14 protein-coding genes are annotated in these 13,708 nt (G+C 39.8%); all 14 read left to right on the top strand.

What is annotated here, in order from left to right; genetic code table 11:
• The 14 genes from PATL_RS15730 to PATL_RS15665 all read left to right on the top strand — a co-directional run bounded on the left by PATL_RS15730 (position 1) and on the right by PATL_RS15665 (position 13,702).
• The gene (locus tag PATL_RS15730; protein WP_011575814.1) at positions 1–1,302 is read left to right on the top strand and encodes a capsule polysaccharide biosynthesis; all 1,302 of its coding nucleotides are present in this window, start codon (positions 1–3) and stop codon (positions 1,300–1,302) included.
• Positions 1,299–2,408 carry a class I SAM-dependent methyltransferase gene (locus PATL_RS15725; RefSeq protein WP_011575813.1) on the top strand — a complete coding sequence of 370 codons (1,110 nt, stop codon included), beginning with the start codon at positions 1,299–1,301 and terminating at the stop codon, positions 2,406–2,408. The genes PATL_RS15730 and PATL_RS15725 overlap by 4 nt, the downstream gene beginning before the upstream one ends.
• Positions 2,362–3,618, top strand: coding sequence for a glycosyltransferase family 2 protein (locus PATL_RS15720; protein WP_232283234.1), 1,257 nt, complete (start codon positions 2,362–2,364; stop codon positions 3,616–3,618). Before PATL_RS15725 ends, PATL_RS15720 begins: the two co-directional genes overlap by 47 nt.
• 139 nt (positions 3,619–3,757) lie before the next feature.
• Entirely contained in the window at positions 3,758–4,627 is an 870-nt protein-coding gene (locus tag PATL_RS15715) for a glycosyltransferase (protein WP_011575811.1), read from the top strand.
• Positions 4,628–4,681: 54 nt separating this feature from the next.
• A complete protein-coding gene (locus tag PATL_RS15710; protein WP_011575810.1) occupies positions 4,682–5,998 on the top strand; it encodes a glycosyltransferase family 2 protein in 1,317 nt (438 codons plus the stop codon).
• On the top strand, positions 5,995–6,762 hold the full coding sequence (gene rfbF, locus PATL_RS15705) for a glucose-1-phosphate cytidylyltransferase (RefSeq protein WP_011575809.1): 768 nt from the start codon (positions 5,995–5,997) through the stop codon (positions 6,760–6,762). The genes PATL_RS15710 and rfbF overlap by 4 nt, the downstream gene beginning before the upstream one ends.
• On the top strand, positions 6,762–7,820 hold the full coding sequence (gene rfbG, locus PATL_RS15700) for a CDP-glucose 4,6-dehydratase (protein WP_011575808.1): 1,059 nt from the start codon (positions 6,762–6,764) through the stop codon (positions 7,818–7,820). Before rfbF ends, rfbG begins: the two co-directional genes overlap by 1 nt.
• Positions 7,817–8,380 (top strand): dTDP-4-dehydrorhamnose 3,5-epimerase family protein, encoded by a 564-nt coding sequence (locus PATL_RS15695; RefSeq protein WP_011575807.1) that lies wholly within the window; start codon positions 7,817–7,819, stop codon positions 8,378–8,380. Before rfbG ends, PATL_RS15695 begins: the two co-directional genes overlap by 4 nt.
• The gene (locus tag PATL_RS15690) at positions 8,377–9,597 is read left to right on the top strand and encodes a class I SAM-dependent methyltransferase (protein ID WP_011575806.1); all 1,221 of its coding nucleotides are present in this window, start codon (positions 8,377–8,379) and stop codon (positions 9,595–9,597) included. Before PATL_RS15695 ends, PATL_RS15690 begins: the two co-directional genes overlap by 4 nt.
• Positions 9,594–10,706 (top strand): DegT/DnrJ/EryC1/StrS family aminotransferase, encoded by a 1,113-nt coding sequence (locus PATL_RS15685; protein WP_011575805.1) that lies wholly within the window; start codon positions 9,594–9,596, stop codon positions 10,704–10,706. Before PATL_RS15690 ends, PATL_RS15685 begins: the two co-directional genes overlap by 4 nt.
• A gap of 188 nt (positions 10,707–10,894) precedes the next feature.
• Positions 10,895–11,521: a class I SAM-dependent methyltransferase gene (locus PATL_RS15680; RefSeq protein WP_011575804.1), complete on the top strand. Its 627-nt coding sequence runs from the start codon at positions 10,895–10,897 to the stop codon at positions 11,519–11,521.
• Between the two features lie 2 nt (positions 11,522–11,523).
• A complete protein-coding gene (locus tag PATL_RS22250) occupies positions 11,524–12,219 on the top strand; it encodes a formyltransferase family protein (protein ID WP_011575803.1) in 696 nt (231 codons plus the stop codon).
• The gene (locus PATL_RS15670) at positions 12,220–12,930 is read left to right on the top strand and encodes a WbqC family protein (protein ID WP_011575802.1); all 711 of its coding nucleotides are present in this window, start codon (positions 12,220–12,222) and stop codon (positions 12,928–12,930) included.
• Positions 12,923–13,702, top strand: coding sequence for a cephalosporin hydroxylase family protein (locus PATL_RS15665; protein WP_011575801.1), 780 nt, complete (start codon positions 12,923–12,925; stop codon positions 13,700–13,702). The genes PATL_RS15670 and PATL_RS15665 overlap by 8 nt, the downstream gene beginning before the upstream one ends.
• Positions 13,703–13,708: the final 6 nt, after the last annotated feature.

Here is a 13,708-nt window from a genome sequence, read left to right as displayed (position 1 = left end):
ATGTTGGCCAGTGAAGCTATTGCTGCAAACCAAAAGCGTATAATACGAAAAATTTCCGAGCTGGATAAGCAGGAATATTGTCTGGTTGGTGATGGTGCTTACGCTAAAGGTTTGTTGGCACAACTTTCCAAATTAAACCTCAGCCTCCCAACTATTTGGTGGGTAAGCAATATTCAAGCAGATTACCCGCATATAGAGCAACAAATTGAAGACGAACAAAGTCGTTTAGAGCTGTCGATAATTGTGCTGGGTACTGGGCACTTTCAACTTGAGATGATTCACAGGTTAGCCACTAAAACAGAGGTAAGTGCAGAGTTTTGGGATATGATGTTGTGCGCCCCAGCACATTCAACACAAGCCGAATTAGGCATTAGCGATAACACACTTCTCTATATCGATTTATATGCCAGCATCAACCGCCCTGCCTATTTACAATGTTTTTTTGCCGCGCTAGAAGGCGCCGGCACGCGAGTTGATGTTCGCCATCCGTTGCAGCGTTTTAACGATGATTATCTTCAATCAGCTAAAAGTGTCATTGTTTGGAATGGCTCTACATCAGCATTTTTACCCATTATTGAAAAATTAAAGGCGTTAAAAGTAGAAGTAACCTTTGCTGAATGTGGTTTTTTTCCGCAGCATCAATACTTTTATTTTGACCGCCTTGGGGTCAATAACAATAGTCAACTCTACTTTGATGATCTTAGCTGGGTGAATGAGCAAATGTTGCAAGACTTAAAGCTGTTACGTCAGCAGTTTTTATTGGCCTCGCAAGATGTTAAGCATAGCCAAGAGCGTTATGTTTTTATCCCACTCCAAGTGCCTAGTGATTCTAATGTGCTTAATCATTCAAAATTTACCAAGGGCATGCAACCGTTTATTGATTTTATTGAAGAGCAATACCCAAAGCAAAACTTAGTATTTAAACCCCACCCTAAAGATAGATTGAGTCACACTTACCTATATTCACATGGAAGGGTAAGCAGCGAAGATACAATACAACTTTGTGCTCATGCAGACATAGTCCATGGCATCAACTCTTCGGTTTTGTATGAGGCGGCCTTGCTGGGTAAAAAAGTAGTCCTTGAAGGTGACTGTTTACTTAAAAAACATATTAGCCAAGTTGATCGGCTGTTGGCGGCTATGTGCTACCGCCAATTCACAGTGACTGATACTTATTTTGATTTAGGTAAATTACAAACCTTCAGTTTTATCTCGCCTTCACTTTTGAGCAAAAATAATAAAAAGCAAGGTTCGGTCAGTGAGCGAAATGACCACGTGCGACAGCAGGAGAAAGTAGTGTGAACAAATGCCAGCTAGTGCGCAAAGACCAGCAATATTGGCTGAAGCAAGCAAATAGCCAAACACCACTAACGAATGTGTGGGAAAGGTTCAGTGAAAAAAATCGCATCGAGCTCTTAACTGCCAGTAATATTTTACCGTATTTAACCAGTATGGAAGCGGATTTAGCGATGCTGACCTGGTTTGACAGCTTAGTTATAAATGGTGAAATAAAGCTCAGTGTGCCAAATACCGATTATTTTATACAGTTATGGCAAAGCGCTACTTGGGATAATCAAGATTTACTCAATGCCGACTCCAACGCGCGTAAAGCGTTTGCAGGGATATGGGGTAGGCAACACAACGGTAACCCTAGAAATGACAACTATGAATCTAATCAACAAGATATCTTTAAGTCTGGTTATAACCAAGCGAGGTTAAAGTTGTTACTGGAGCGTGCAGGGTTTTGTGAAATACAGATACATGTTGAAGGGGCTCAAATCAACGCCAGTGCCACTAAAACCATGCACCGTGGTGAAAGACAAATATCAACACACTACGATCAAATTCGCCCAGACCATTTAAATAGGTACGAGTTTGCTTGTGAGCAATTAGTCACGTTACCCAGTAATGCTCAAGTTTTAGATTTGGCCTGTGGTATAGGCTACGGCACCTTAATGTTGGCTAAACACACGGGCGCTAAATTAACAGGCGTAGACATTGAACAAGCGGCTATAGCGCATGCTAAACAGCATTTTAGCAATGAAAATACGATTTTTTGTTGCCAAGATGCCAAGTTACTGGATATTGCAGCTAATACTCAAGATGCGGTGGTGTCGTTTGAAACCATAGAACATGTGGATTTTGATCAACAGTTATTAGATGTGTTTTTTAAGGTGCTCAAGCCCGGAGGACAACTTATATGCTCCACACCAAATCAAGATGTCATGCCCTTTGACCCGGTGAAATTTGAATTCCATTTAAAGCATTATAGCAATACAGAGTTAACGGATATGTTGCATAGGTCAGGCTTTCAAAACGTGACGCTTTTTGCGCAACACGATCCAGTAGCAGGAGCAGTTGTTGCTGGCTCAGATGGCTGTTTTACTATCGCTGTTGCTGTTAAGTAGCATGTTGTTATTTAGTATTATCATTCCGGTTTTTAATCGCACAAAATCACTTAAAAAAGCACTCGAATCGGTGTTGTCGCAATCCATTCAAAACTATGAGGTATTGATTGTTGATGATGGTTCGACGCCCTCTATTGCAGAGGGAATTGAGCAGCTAGTGTTGAGTTTTCAAGAACCAAAACTAAAGCTTTTACGCCATGCCATTAATAAAAACGGGGCCGCTGCAAGGAACACAGGTATTAATGCTGCTTCAGGCAAGTACATCTGCTTTTTAGACTCAGACGATTTTTGGCTCCCAAATAAACTGGAACGAGCCTTAGAATACATCAACACAAAAACCTGTAGTGATACCTTTTTAATCCATCATCAATATAGCAATAGTGAAAACGGTAAACTCACTGAGTCTTTACCAAAAGCTGCGAAAGCTAGCAGTGAATCTGTAGCGCATTATTCTTTTGTTACGAACAATGTTGGTGGCATACAATCAAGTACCATTTGTGTACCAACAATGGTGGCTAAAAATTGTTTATTTGATGAAAGGTTCTCAGGTCATCAAGATTGGGATTTTGCATTACAGGTAGGAGCAATGACTCAACACTTTTACTTTATCCCTGAGCCTTTAACAATTCGCAATAAAGATTCTGATGATAGTGTGGCGGATAACCTTAGCTGGGAATATTCCTTGTGGTTTTATGTGCAACGAGCAAGTTACTTTGATACACAATCTGCCTTGTATTTTTTCCAACGGGTGGTGTTAAGAAAGGCGGTTTTTTTCCTAGAACTTATGCCTGTTCTTAAGAATAAATTAATGCTAAGAATTTTGCTTAGTAGTCCACGGGCAACGATAAAGGTTTTGATTTCATTTGTTACGCAGGTTCGGCAATTACAAAAAAGAATCCGGCAGGTAGAATTAACCTGCAAAAATCGAAGTGTGACCCACTTGATGATTTGGGGCGGGAATGATTATGCTAGATCCCTTATTTTAAATCTAAATAAGCGCTTTAAGGTATTAAGGGTAATTGATTCCAAGGTTATGCACAGTCAGGCAAAACTACAAGGTATTGCTGTAACGACACTTCAGTCCATAAGTAAGGAAGAATTAGCCATGGTACAGGGAATAATTTTGGCAACTAATAGACATCAAAATTCGATGAAGCAAGACATATTAGGTTTTGCCCCTAGGCTTATAGAAAAAGTAATAGAGTTTTAACTATTCTGACTTGCATAATTTTGCTGTTTTAAATTTAAATAAACACTGTTGTCTAACCGACAACACTCACAAAAGTTAACGTGCTTGGTTAATAGATTTAATTTAAAATTTAATTCGTATTGTTCTTTATGAGGCATAGATGTCTACTTTAGTTTCAGTTGTAATACCGGTTTATAATTCACAAAGTTATATTGCAGACTGTATTGATTCGGTTCTGGCGCAAACTTATCAAGATTTTGAAATAATTGTGATTGACGATGGATCTACAGATAGCAGTTTAGACATTCTTAAATCCTATCAAAAAAAACAAAAAATCAAGCTTTTGCAAATTGAAAATTCTGGACAATCAGTGGCAAGGAACTTGGGTATTGAACAGGCCACAGGGAAATATCTAATTTTCATAGATAGCGATGATTGCTGGGAAAATAATACCTTGGAAGTCACAGTCGCATTGGCAGAGCAAAAGCAATTAGATATGGTACTGTTTGATGGGGAGTCTTTTGTAGATGATAAAGTTACCGATGAGCACACCAGAGAATGCCTTAATACTTATTTAATCCAAGGTTTCAAGCCAGACACTTACGTGAGAAATGCGCCTGAAGATGTGTTTAGTGGTGGTGAGTTTCTAGTTCAGCAAATGAACAATAATAAATTTATTGCGTCGCCAGTTTTGTATTTATACAAACTGGAAAAGTTTAAAAATATTCGATTTGTACCCAATATCATCCATGAAGATAATGCCTTTAGCATGGAACTATTGGTGAATGATGGCCGGGTCATGGCAATACCTAGTTCTTTATATCGTAGACGTATTAGAAAAAATTCAATCATGACCGCCCCCAAAACCATGCAAAACGTTAATGGCCATCTTGGTGTGTTAAAACGTATGGCAGAGGTGTTTAATCAGACCGAGGATGCAGAAATAAAAACAATAATCAACCGCGTTATGCGTATGACGTTGGCAAATTGTGCTAGATGCTTAAAACAAATAGATGATCAGCTAGGTTAAATAAGATGTTGTTGATATTCAGACATCTCACCCTTGGATTAACGTGGCTAACCCATGAATAACCCATTTATATCCATTGTTTTACCGACCCGAGACAGAGCAGATTTTGTCCCAATTGTGCTGACGTTTTTGCAAAAACAAAGCTTTACTAATTTTGAAGTGATCATATCTGACAATGGGGTTGATGAGTTTTGCCAAGAAAACATCAAGGCTTTTCTTAAAGATAGCCGCTTCACCTATAAACGTCCAAGCAAACCGCTAAATATGACCGACCATTGGAATTTTGCTATTGAGGGCGCTCGTGGCGAATATATCTCTATTTTTAATGAAAAGTTTTTTCTGAGAAAAGACGCACTACAAGTTATTTATGAGACTTATGTAAAGTATCAGCCTGATCTAATTTCCTGGAATTATGAATGGTTGGGCGAACCAAAAATGTTAAACGGTGAAATTACCGGTGACTATCATCCAACCAATGCACCCGTTGCCACTGCCATTTTTTCGCCCAGCGAGTCGTTGTCTCATTACTTTAATATTAAATATCCATTATCAGGTAATAATGTCCGTGACTTTTTGGAAAGTCGTTATGGCAGAATATATGGGGGGTGTGTCAGCAAAACAGTGATTAAAGCTGTGTTTAGTAAATATAAACAAGTTTTTCATCCCTTGTCGCCTGATTATACGTCACAATTTTTATTCCTAAATGAAGCCAAATCTGGGGTGCATATTGGCCAGTCTCTAATGTTACATGTGGTATTTGCGGCTATTTCTAATGGTATGAATACCACAAGCAATTTTGAAAAAGTTAAAGCGTTTCTTAAAGATTCAAAGCTAGATTTTGGCTCCTATAAAAATGACAAGCCACTTCCAGGTTTTTGTATAGGTTCTACTTATTCTATTGCCAGAGACTTGTATTCATTGAAAAAAATCGTTACTAAAGGCCCGATTAAAGAACAACAGTTAAATATTCCAGTTCTATGTTTTTACGCCAACAAAGAGCTTGCCGAGATGACTGGGTTAGAGCCAGGAGAGCGTGAAGAGCAGCAGGCGATATTAGATCTTACCATTGTTAACTTTAGCCAAAAGCAAAAATCGGTCTTCCAAAAAATGCCAAAACTCGCGCAAGATAAGCAACAGAATAAATGGCCTGAATATCTCTATGCCTCTAATTTCAAACACTTAGGCGTTCGAAAAAATCATCAAGTTTTATTGGATTTATCCGCTAAAGAGTTAGCGACAAAACATTGGTGTGAAAAAGTCATGCCACCCCAACACAAATCAATTTTTTCTGAACGAGTTTCGCTAGAGCAAGCGGTTGATTATCTATATGATTATAATCAGTATTCTCGTCAATTTTTAGGAATAAAATGAAAGCGGTTATTCTAGCAGGCGGGTTAGGCACTCGAATAAGTGAAGAGTCACATTTAAAACCCAAACCTATGATTGAAATTGGTGGTATGCCTATTCTTTGGCATATCATGAAAATTTATTCGTTTTACGGGATCAATGATTTTGTCATCTGCCTTGGTTACAAGGGATATATCATTAAAGAGTATTTCGCTAATTACTTTTTACATATGTCTGACGTCACTTTTGACATGCGTACAAATGCTATGCAAGTGCATCAAGAACACTCAGAGCCTTGGCGAGTAACCTTAGTTAATACCGGCGAATTTAGTATGACCGGCGGTCGTTTGAAACGCATCCAAGATTATATTGGTGATGAAACCTTTTGTTTTACTTATGGCGATGGTGTCGCTGATATTAATATTAAGGCTTTGATAGCTCATCATAAAGGCCAAGCAAAAATTGCCACAGTTACAGCTATTAAACCTCCAGGGCGTTACGGTGCGTTAAATATCCAACAAAATATTGTTAAAAATTTCCAAGAAAAACCAGCGGGTGATGGTTCATCCATTAACGGTGGTTTTTTTGTATTAGAGCCCACTATATTTGATTATTTGGCAGATGATAAGACCAGCTTTGAAGGCGAACCGTTAGTTAGTTTGGCCGAACAAGGGCAATTGACGGCATATCAACATCATGGTTTTTGGCAGGCCATGGATACTTTACGGGATAAAAATCACCTGGATGCCTTATGGCAATCTAAAACTGCGCCTTGGAAACTGTGGTAATGCCATTATCTGAGATTTTTTTTCAAGGTCGGCGTATTTTAATAACAGGCCACACTGGCTTTAAAGGCAGCTGGCTAACCTTATGGTTAAATCGTTTAGGCGCTGATATTACAGGTATCAGTCTTGCTCCAAATACTGAACCAAATTTGGCATCACTGCTAAATATTGAGTCACTGTGTGAACATCATATTTGTGATATTACAAATCCAGTTGCGCTAAGCGCATTAGTACAAAAGGCAAAGCCTGAAATTGTTTTTCATCTTGCAGCTCAACCTCTGGTGCGGGTTAGTTATCGTCAACCTTTAGAGACCTTTTCGACCAATATCATGGGCACTGCCAATCTATTAGAAGCTTTACGCAAAGTTGATTCGGTTAAGTCTGTAGTTATGGTAACTACAGACAAGGTCTATCACAATAACGAATGGCTATACCCCTACCGTGAAAATGATCGCCTAGGTGGTCACGATCCTTATAGCGCCAGCAAAGCAGCAAGTGAGTTGGTGATAGCCAGCTACAGAGATGGATATTTAGCAGACCAAGGCGTAGCCATAGCAACGGCAAGAGCAGGAAATGTCATTGGGGGAGGGGATTGGTCACAAGAACGTTTAATTCCCGATGCAATCCGCGCTTGGCAAAATCACCAGGCTATAGACATTCGCAGTCCCGATGCGATACGCCCATGGCAACATGTATTGGAGCCACTTTGGGGCTACATGCAACTAGCAAAAAGGTTATACGCACAACCTGAATTAGCTGGCGCATATAATTTTGGTCCTAACGCCAACGAAGCCGCAACTGTCCGAGATGTGATAGATAAGGCACGCAAGATTTATGGCGCTGGAAAGGTTCTTTACCCACACATTGTAGATGACATGCATGAAGCTGGCTTGCTGATGTTAGATACCAGTAAGAGTATCAATGTGTTAAAAAATCTGCCGGTTTGGTCGCTAAATCAAAGCATACAAAAAACCTTTGATTGGTATCGAGAAGTCAATCAGGGCAAAGCTGCATTAGATGCAAGCACGGCGGACATTGACGCTTACGAGGCGTTGTTGTGAGTCGATTTAGCCTGACCGATTTGCCACTAGCAGGGCTTAAAAAAGTAAAAAGGCAAAAGCTTGGTGATGAAAGAGGTTTCTTCGCTCGGGTGTTTTGTGCCGCTGAGTTATCGATATGCGGTTGGCAGGGGCCGATTGCACAAATCAATCATACTTATACAGCTAAAAAAGGCAGCGTTCGGGGCTTACATTTTCAACTTCCTCCCTTTAGTGAAATAAAATTGGTCAGTTGTTTAAAGGGGCAGGTGTGGGATGTAGTAGTGGATCTTAGAGCTGATTCGGCGACTTTTTTGCATTGGCATGCAGAAAAATTAACCAGTGATAACGGCATCGGGCTATTAATCCCAGAAGGTTTTGCCCATGGTTTTCAAACCTTGTGCGACGATGTTGAATTACTGTATTGCCATTCACAGGCTTACCAACCCAAAGCAGAGGCTGGCCTTAACCTATTAGATCCACGTTTGTCTATTAATTGGCCATTGCCTATTAGTCAGTGTTCAGAGCGAGATCAAGCATTTTCCCTTCTAGATGCTGAGTATGCAGGAGTGGATCTAAAATGAAATGCAGACATTGCCAAACCGCGTTAGAAAACACCTTTATAGATCTGGGTTTTGCCCCTCCATCTAACGCTTATTTAACTGCTGAGCAACTAAAGCAACCTGAAGTGTATTATCCGCTCAAGGTAAAAGTGTGTGAGCAGTGTTGGCTGGTGCAAACGGAAGACTATGCTCAAGCGAATGATCTTTTTAATGCCGATTATGCGTATTTTTCGAGCACCTCAAGTGGCTGGACAACCCATGCTCAGCGTTATTCAGAGGCCATTATTCAGCGTCTAAATTTGGATAAGCACAGTCACGTAATAGAAATAGCTTCAAATGATGGGTATCTACTGAAAAACTTTGTTGCTGCGGACATTCCTTGTCTGGGTATTGAGCCCACCGCAAGCACAGCCGCCGCGGCTGAAAAATTGGGCATCCCTGTGTTACGGGAGTTTTTTGGCGAAGCATTAGCTGCTCAATTGGCCAAAGCCCAGCAACAAGCCGATTTAATTATTGGTAATAATGTTTATGCTCATGTGCCAGATATCAATGACTTTACCTGTGGACTAAAAGCCCTATTAAAACCTGAGGGAACTATTACATTGGAATTTCCACACCTAATGCAATTAATCCAACAGGTGCAGTTCGACACTATTTACCACGAACACTTTTCATACTTGTCCTTGTTTACGGTGACCCAGATTTTTGCAGCAGCAGGCTTGCGCATTTGGGATGTTGAAACATTACCGACTCATGGTGGAAGTTTACGCATTTACGCCTGTCATGCTCAGGACAAGCGGACAAATTCTGTCGCTGTTAAACAAATGTTAGACCTAGAAAAACAAAATGGGTTACAAACCTTGTCTCCTTATCAAGAATTTCAGCAAGGCGCTAATAAGGTTAAAAATGATTTATTGGCGTTTTTGGTGGAGCAAAAACGCCTAGGTAAAAAAGTAGTTGCTTATGGTGCTGCAGCCAAAGGAAATACCTTACTAAATTATGCTGGTGTGAAACCCGACCTTTTGCCATTTGTATGTGATGCAGCGCTTTCTAAACAAGGGAAGTTTATGCCGGGCAGTCATATCCCTATATTGTCCCCCACTATCCTAGAAGAAGCCTCTGTCGATTATGTGCTTATCTTGCCATGGAACATTAAAACTGAAGTTAAGAGCCAATTAGCATGGTTAACCCATACTACCTTTGTTACAGCCATCCCAAATTTGGACCTGCTTAAATGAGAAATGTACTGGCAGCTAAACCATCCATTACCCAACGTGAAATAGACTACGTTAATGATGCTATTTGTAATGGGTGGGGGGAGCATTGTTACGATTATTTAATTCGATTTGAGAACGAGTTTAAAGCTTACCAAGATTCACCATTTGGATTAGCAACCTCAAGTTGCACTGGGGCATTACATATTGCATTTGCAAGTCTAGGGTTAAAGGCAAGAGATGAAGTGATTGTACCTGATATTACTTGGATTGCGTCAATCTCGCCCATAGTGCAATTGGGCGCTACACCAGTTTTTGTGGATGTTGAAGAAGAGTCTTGGTGTATAGATCCCAAATCCGTAGAAGCAGCGATTACACCATTAACTAAAGCCATTTTGGTGGTGCATGTTTATGGAAATTTGGTCAACATGGACGAAATTATGCGGATTGCCAAAAAGTATAATTTGCCAGTAATAGAAGATGCGGCTGAAGCATTAGGCTCTGAATATAAAGGAAAAAAAGCCGGTTCAATTGGCGATTATGGTGTGTTCTCATTTCATGGTACTAAAACAATGACCACTGGCGAAGGTGGCATGTTAGTCAGTAATAATCCGGGGTTATTTGCGCAAGCAAGCATCATTGCCAACCATGGTCGAGATCCGGCTGTGCCAAAGCTATTTTGGTGTGAGCAAATTGGCCTAAAATATAAAATGTCTAACTTGCAGGCTGCAATTGGCGTAGCGCAATTAGAAAGAGTAGGCGAACTTGTTGATAACAAGCGCTGGATATTTGAACAATACGAAGCATGTCTTGTCCATGCCGATATCATAATGAACCCCGAGATAGAAGGCTGCAAAAATAGCTATTGGATGCCAACGATAATATTGCCTGCTTCCTTTACTCTAGAAAAACGTGATGCGCTTATCCAAGCGATGCTCAAAAAAAACATCCAAGTCAGGCCGTTTTTTTATCCAGTGTCGAGTTTCCCAATGTTTACTCCTGTATTGGACAACACCATTAGTTTGACGCTTTATCAAAGGGGCATCAATCTACCAAGTTATTTTGATATGGATGAACTAGATATTGAATATGTAGTAAGTCATCTTAAAGAGCAGATCGCAGTTTTTAGATAAAAAAGTCCTTGCTCGAATGGTGTGAGAATCAAAACGTTAGAAACGAGTGAGCTAAGCTAGGGCATATGATTAGGTTGGTTGAATCACATTTATGTCGCTCAGAGTGCACGATACCAGCGTATTTAACTAACGTTTGTAGCGTTGTACTTTTTTCTTTTTGTTAACCAAAGTAGAGTTAGTTACAGCATATGGATGAAGTCACTAGACGTTTTAAAAATCACTATGAGCATTGTTTCGATACACATGGCGCAACGGCAAAAGGTGCAGATTGGCGAGACACCCAAACCGCTAATATGCGTTACCAACAGATGCTCAAGGTCATTGTAGATGCTACCACCAAAGCTAGCATGTTAGATGTGGGGTGTGGTTTTGCGGGGCTATTAAGTTATCTCAAGGAGCAAAGTCTGAATATCGATTATTCCGGCATTGATGTAGCACAAAATATGCTTAGCCATTCGAGGAAAACATTTCCAGATAACCAGTTTATAGAGGCCGATATTCTGTCTCATCAGTTTGACTGCAAATATGACTATGTAGTATGCAATGGAATTCTCACGCAAAAATTAACCGCTAGCCAGTCGTCAATGACGGCATACATGGAAAAGTTAATCAAAACCATGTTTGAGATCAGTAATATTGGCATTGCATTTAATATTATGACTGACAGAGTCAACTTTAAGGTTGATAACCTATTTTATAAAAGCCCAGAAGCGTTAATCGCATTTTGTTTGGATAATATCACTCGGCATATAAAAATTGATCATGCCTATCCAATGTATGAATACACTGTATACCTCTACAAGGAAGGTGTTTAAATATGCGCATTGGACTCATTGCTTCTAGTGGTGGAGCAGTTTTTAAAACAGTCAAACAGATATTGGATAAATGTTCTAAGCAGCAACATCAATTTTACGTGATTGTTGATCGCCGGTGCTCTATCTATGACTTTTGCATTGAAAACAATATTGAGGCGCAGTTAATTATTGAGTCTGATAACGCGCGTTTTTCGCAAAACGCATTTAAACTATTTAGGCACCAATGGGATGTAGCAGTGGTTTGCTTGTTTTATAGTCGGTTGGTAACTGAAGCGCTATTTTCGAATATTCTCACCGTCAATTTCCATCCTTCTCTGTTGCCGCACTATAAAGGGTTCGAGGCAATTGAACAGGCAATACACGATGGTTATTCTCAATTAGGGGCCACACTGCATGTAGTAGATGAGTCTATAGATGGCGGACCAATACTCGGGCAACTGACTACTCCTATTACACTTCAAATGAAAAATCAGCCAAGCAAAGCGCATACGGCATCCTACGTTCAAAAAGTTTATCTTATGCTGCTACTAATAGATAAATTAGAAGGTGTAGAAATCAGTATAGGTAAGGAGAAATTAGCTCAATTATTGATATCAAAATTAGATGAGCCTCGCGCTATTCCGCCTTATCATTTGACGCAAGCTTACTATGAGCAAGTAGTGTGCGTTCAAAATGTTGAAAATTTGGAGGTGATTTGAGTGAAGGTAGTCGTCTCTCAGCCCATGTATTTCCCTTGGATTGGAATATTCGAGCAAATGTTATTAGCAGACGTATTTGTTCACTATGATGATGTGCAATACCCTCAAGGTAGAAGTTTTATCAGTAGAGTAAAAATCGCAAAATCCCCCGATACCATGTGGCTAACAGTCCCTATAAAAAAACAAGATAAGGTCAATATTAACCAAACAGCAATCGATTACTCACAATCTTGGCAAGGGAAACATTTAAAATCCTTAGCTCACTTTTATGCTAAGGCACCTTTTAAAGAAGACGTTTTACAGTTAGTTGAGGATGTCTTTCGCTTTAACGACGCTGACTTAGCCAGTTTGAATATACGAGCAGTAGAAGCGGTAGCAAAATACTTTTCAATACAGACCCAAACTTTACGTTCATCCACTATGGCTGTACTAGGTTCAAGTTCAGATAAACTGATAAATATAGTCAAAGCGACCGGAGGAAGTCATTACATCACCGGACACGGAGCCAAAAACTATTTGCAACATGAACAGTTTGAAAAAAATGGAATTTCCGTTGAATACATGAAATACGAAAATAAAGCTTACCAACAGTGGGACAATACATTTATCAGCCATATGTCGATATTGGATCTTATTGCATACAAAGGGGTTAGTGGAATTGAATATATAAAATCCAACACAATACATTGGAGAGAATTTATTAATGGATAAACATCAAAAATTTAAGCAAGAAGTCGCAAAAAACATTCGTTCTTTAGGTGAAAAACCGACTCTTAAAACTCAGTCATATGAGTGGATAAAAGACACGGCTGCGGATAATTATACCTATAACTTTAGTTGGCTTGGTAGGCCCATTATACAGGTTCCTCAAGATATCGTTGCGATGCAGGAGCTCATTTGGGAAATAAAACCAGACTTAATTATTGAAACAGGCATAGCTCATGGTGGATCAATCATATTCAGCGCCTCAATGTTAGCCCAACTCGATATGTGTGAAGCTATTCAATCTGGGCAGACAATTGATCCAAAAAAATCCAAACGTAAAGTGTTAGCCATTGATATAGACATCCGTGAGCATAATCGTGATGCTATTGAGTGCCACCCTATGGCATCACGAATTGAAATGATCCAAGGGTCGAGTATTGACCCGGATATTGTTAATACAGTCAAAACATTCGCTAAACAATATTCACGAATAATGGTCTGCCTCGATTCCAATCATACTCATGAGCATGTGCTTGCTGAGTTAGAAGCCTATGCAAATCTAACCAGTGTGGGCAGTTATTGTGTTGTTTTTGATACTGTAATTGATGATATGCCTGAAAATATGTTTCCAAACCGTCCTTGGGGTCCGGGAAACAATCCTAAAACAGCGGTATGGGAGTACCTGAAATCACACCCTGAGTTTGAGATTGATAAGAGTATTCACGATAAGTTATTGATCACTGTTGCGCCCGACGGTTTCTTAAAACGCACCAAATAAATATCA

It is taken from the genome of Paraglaciecola sp. T6c, assembly GCF_000014225.1.
Lineage (GTDB): Bacteria > Pseudomonadota > Gammaproteobacteria > Enterobacterales > Alteromonadaceae > Paraglaciecola > Paraglaciecola atlantica_A.
Note: the sequence above shows the minus strand (reverse complement) of the source record. Positions and strands in the feature narration are given on the sequence as shown.

What these genes read in the sequence shown, in the direction of transcription:
- PATL_RS15730 (WP_011575814.1), top strand. Translation starts at nt 1, where the DNA reads ATGTTGGCCAGTGAAGCTATTGCTGCAAACCAAAAGCGTATAATACGA.
- PATL_RS15715 (WP_011575811.1), top strand. Translation starts at nt 3,758, where the DNA reads ATGTCTACTTTAGTTTCAGTTGTAATACCGGTTTATAATTCACAAAGT.
- PATL_RS15710 (WP_011575810.1), top strand. Translation starts at nt 4,682, where the DNA reads ATGAATAACCCATTTATATCCATTGTTTTACCGACCCGAGACAGAGCA.
- rfbF (WP_011575809.1), top strand. Translation starts at nt 5,995, where the DNA reads ATGAAAGCGGTTATTCTAGCAGGCGGGTTAGGCACTCGAATAAGTGAA.
- rfbG (WP_011575808.1), top strand. Translation starts at nt 6,762, where the DNA reads ATGCCATTATCTGAGATTTTTTTTCAAGGTCGGCGTATTTTAATAACA.
- PATL_RS15690 (WP_011575806.1), top strand. Translation starts at nt 8,377, where the DNA reads ATGAAATGCAGACATTGCCAAACCGCGTTAGAAAACACCTTTATAGAT.
- PATL_RS15685 (WP_011575805.1), top strand. Translation starts at nt 9,594, where the DNA reads ATGAGAAATGTACTGGCAGCTAAACCATCCATTACCCAACGTGAAATA.
- PATL_RS15680 (WP_011575804.1), top strand. Translation starts at nt 10,895, where the DNA reads ATGGATGAAGTCACTAGACGTTTTAAAAATCACTATGAGCATTGTTTC.
- PATL_RS22250 (WP_011575803.1), top strand. Translation starts at nt 11,524, where the DNA reads ATGCGCATTGGACTCATTGCTTCTAGTGGTGGAGCAGTTTTTAAAACA.
- PATL_RS15665 (WP_011575801.1), top strand. Translation starts at nt 12,923, where the DNA reads ATGGATAAACATCAAAAATTTAAGCAAGAAGTCGCAAAAAACATTCGT.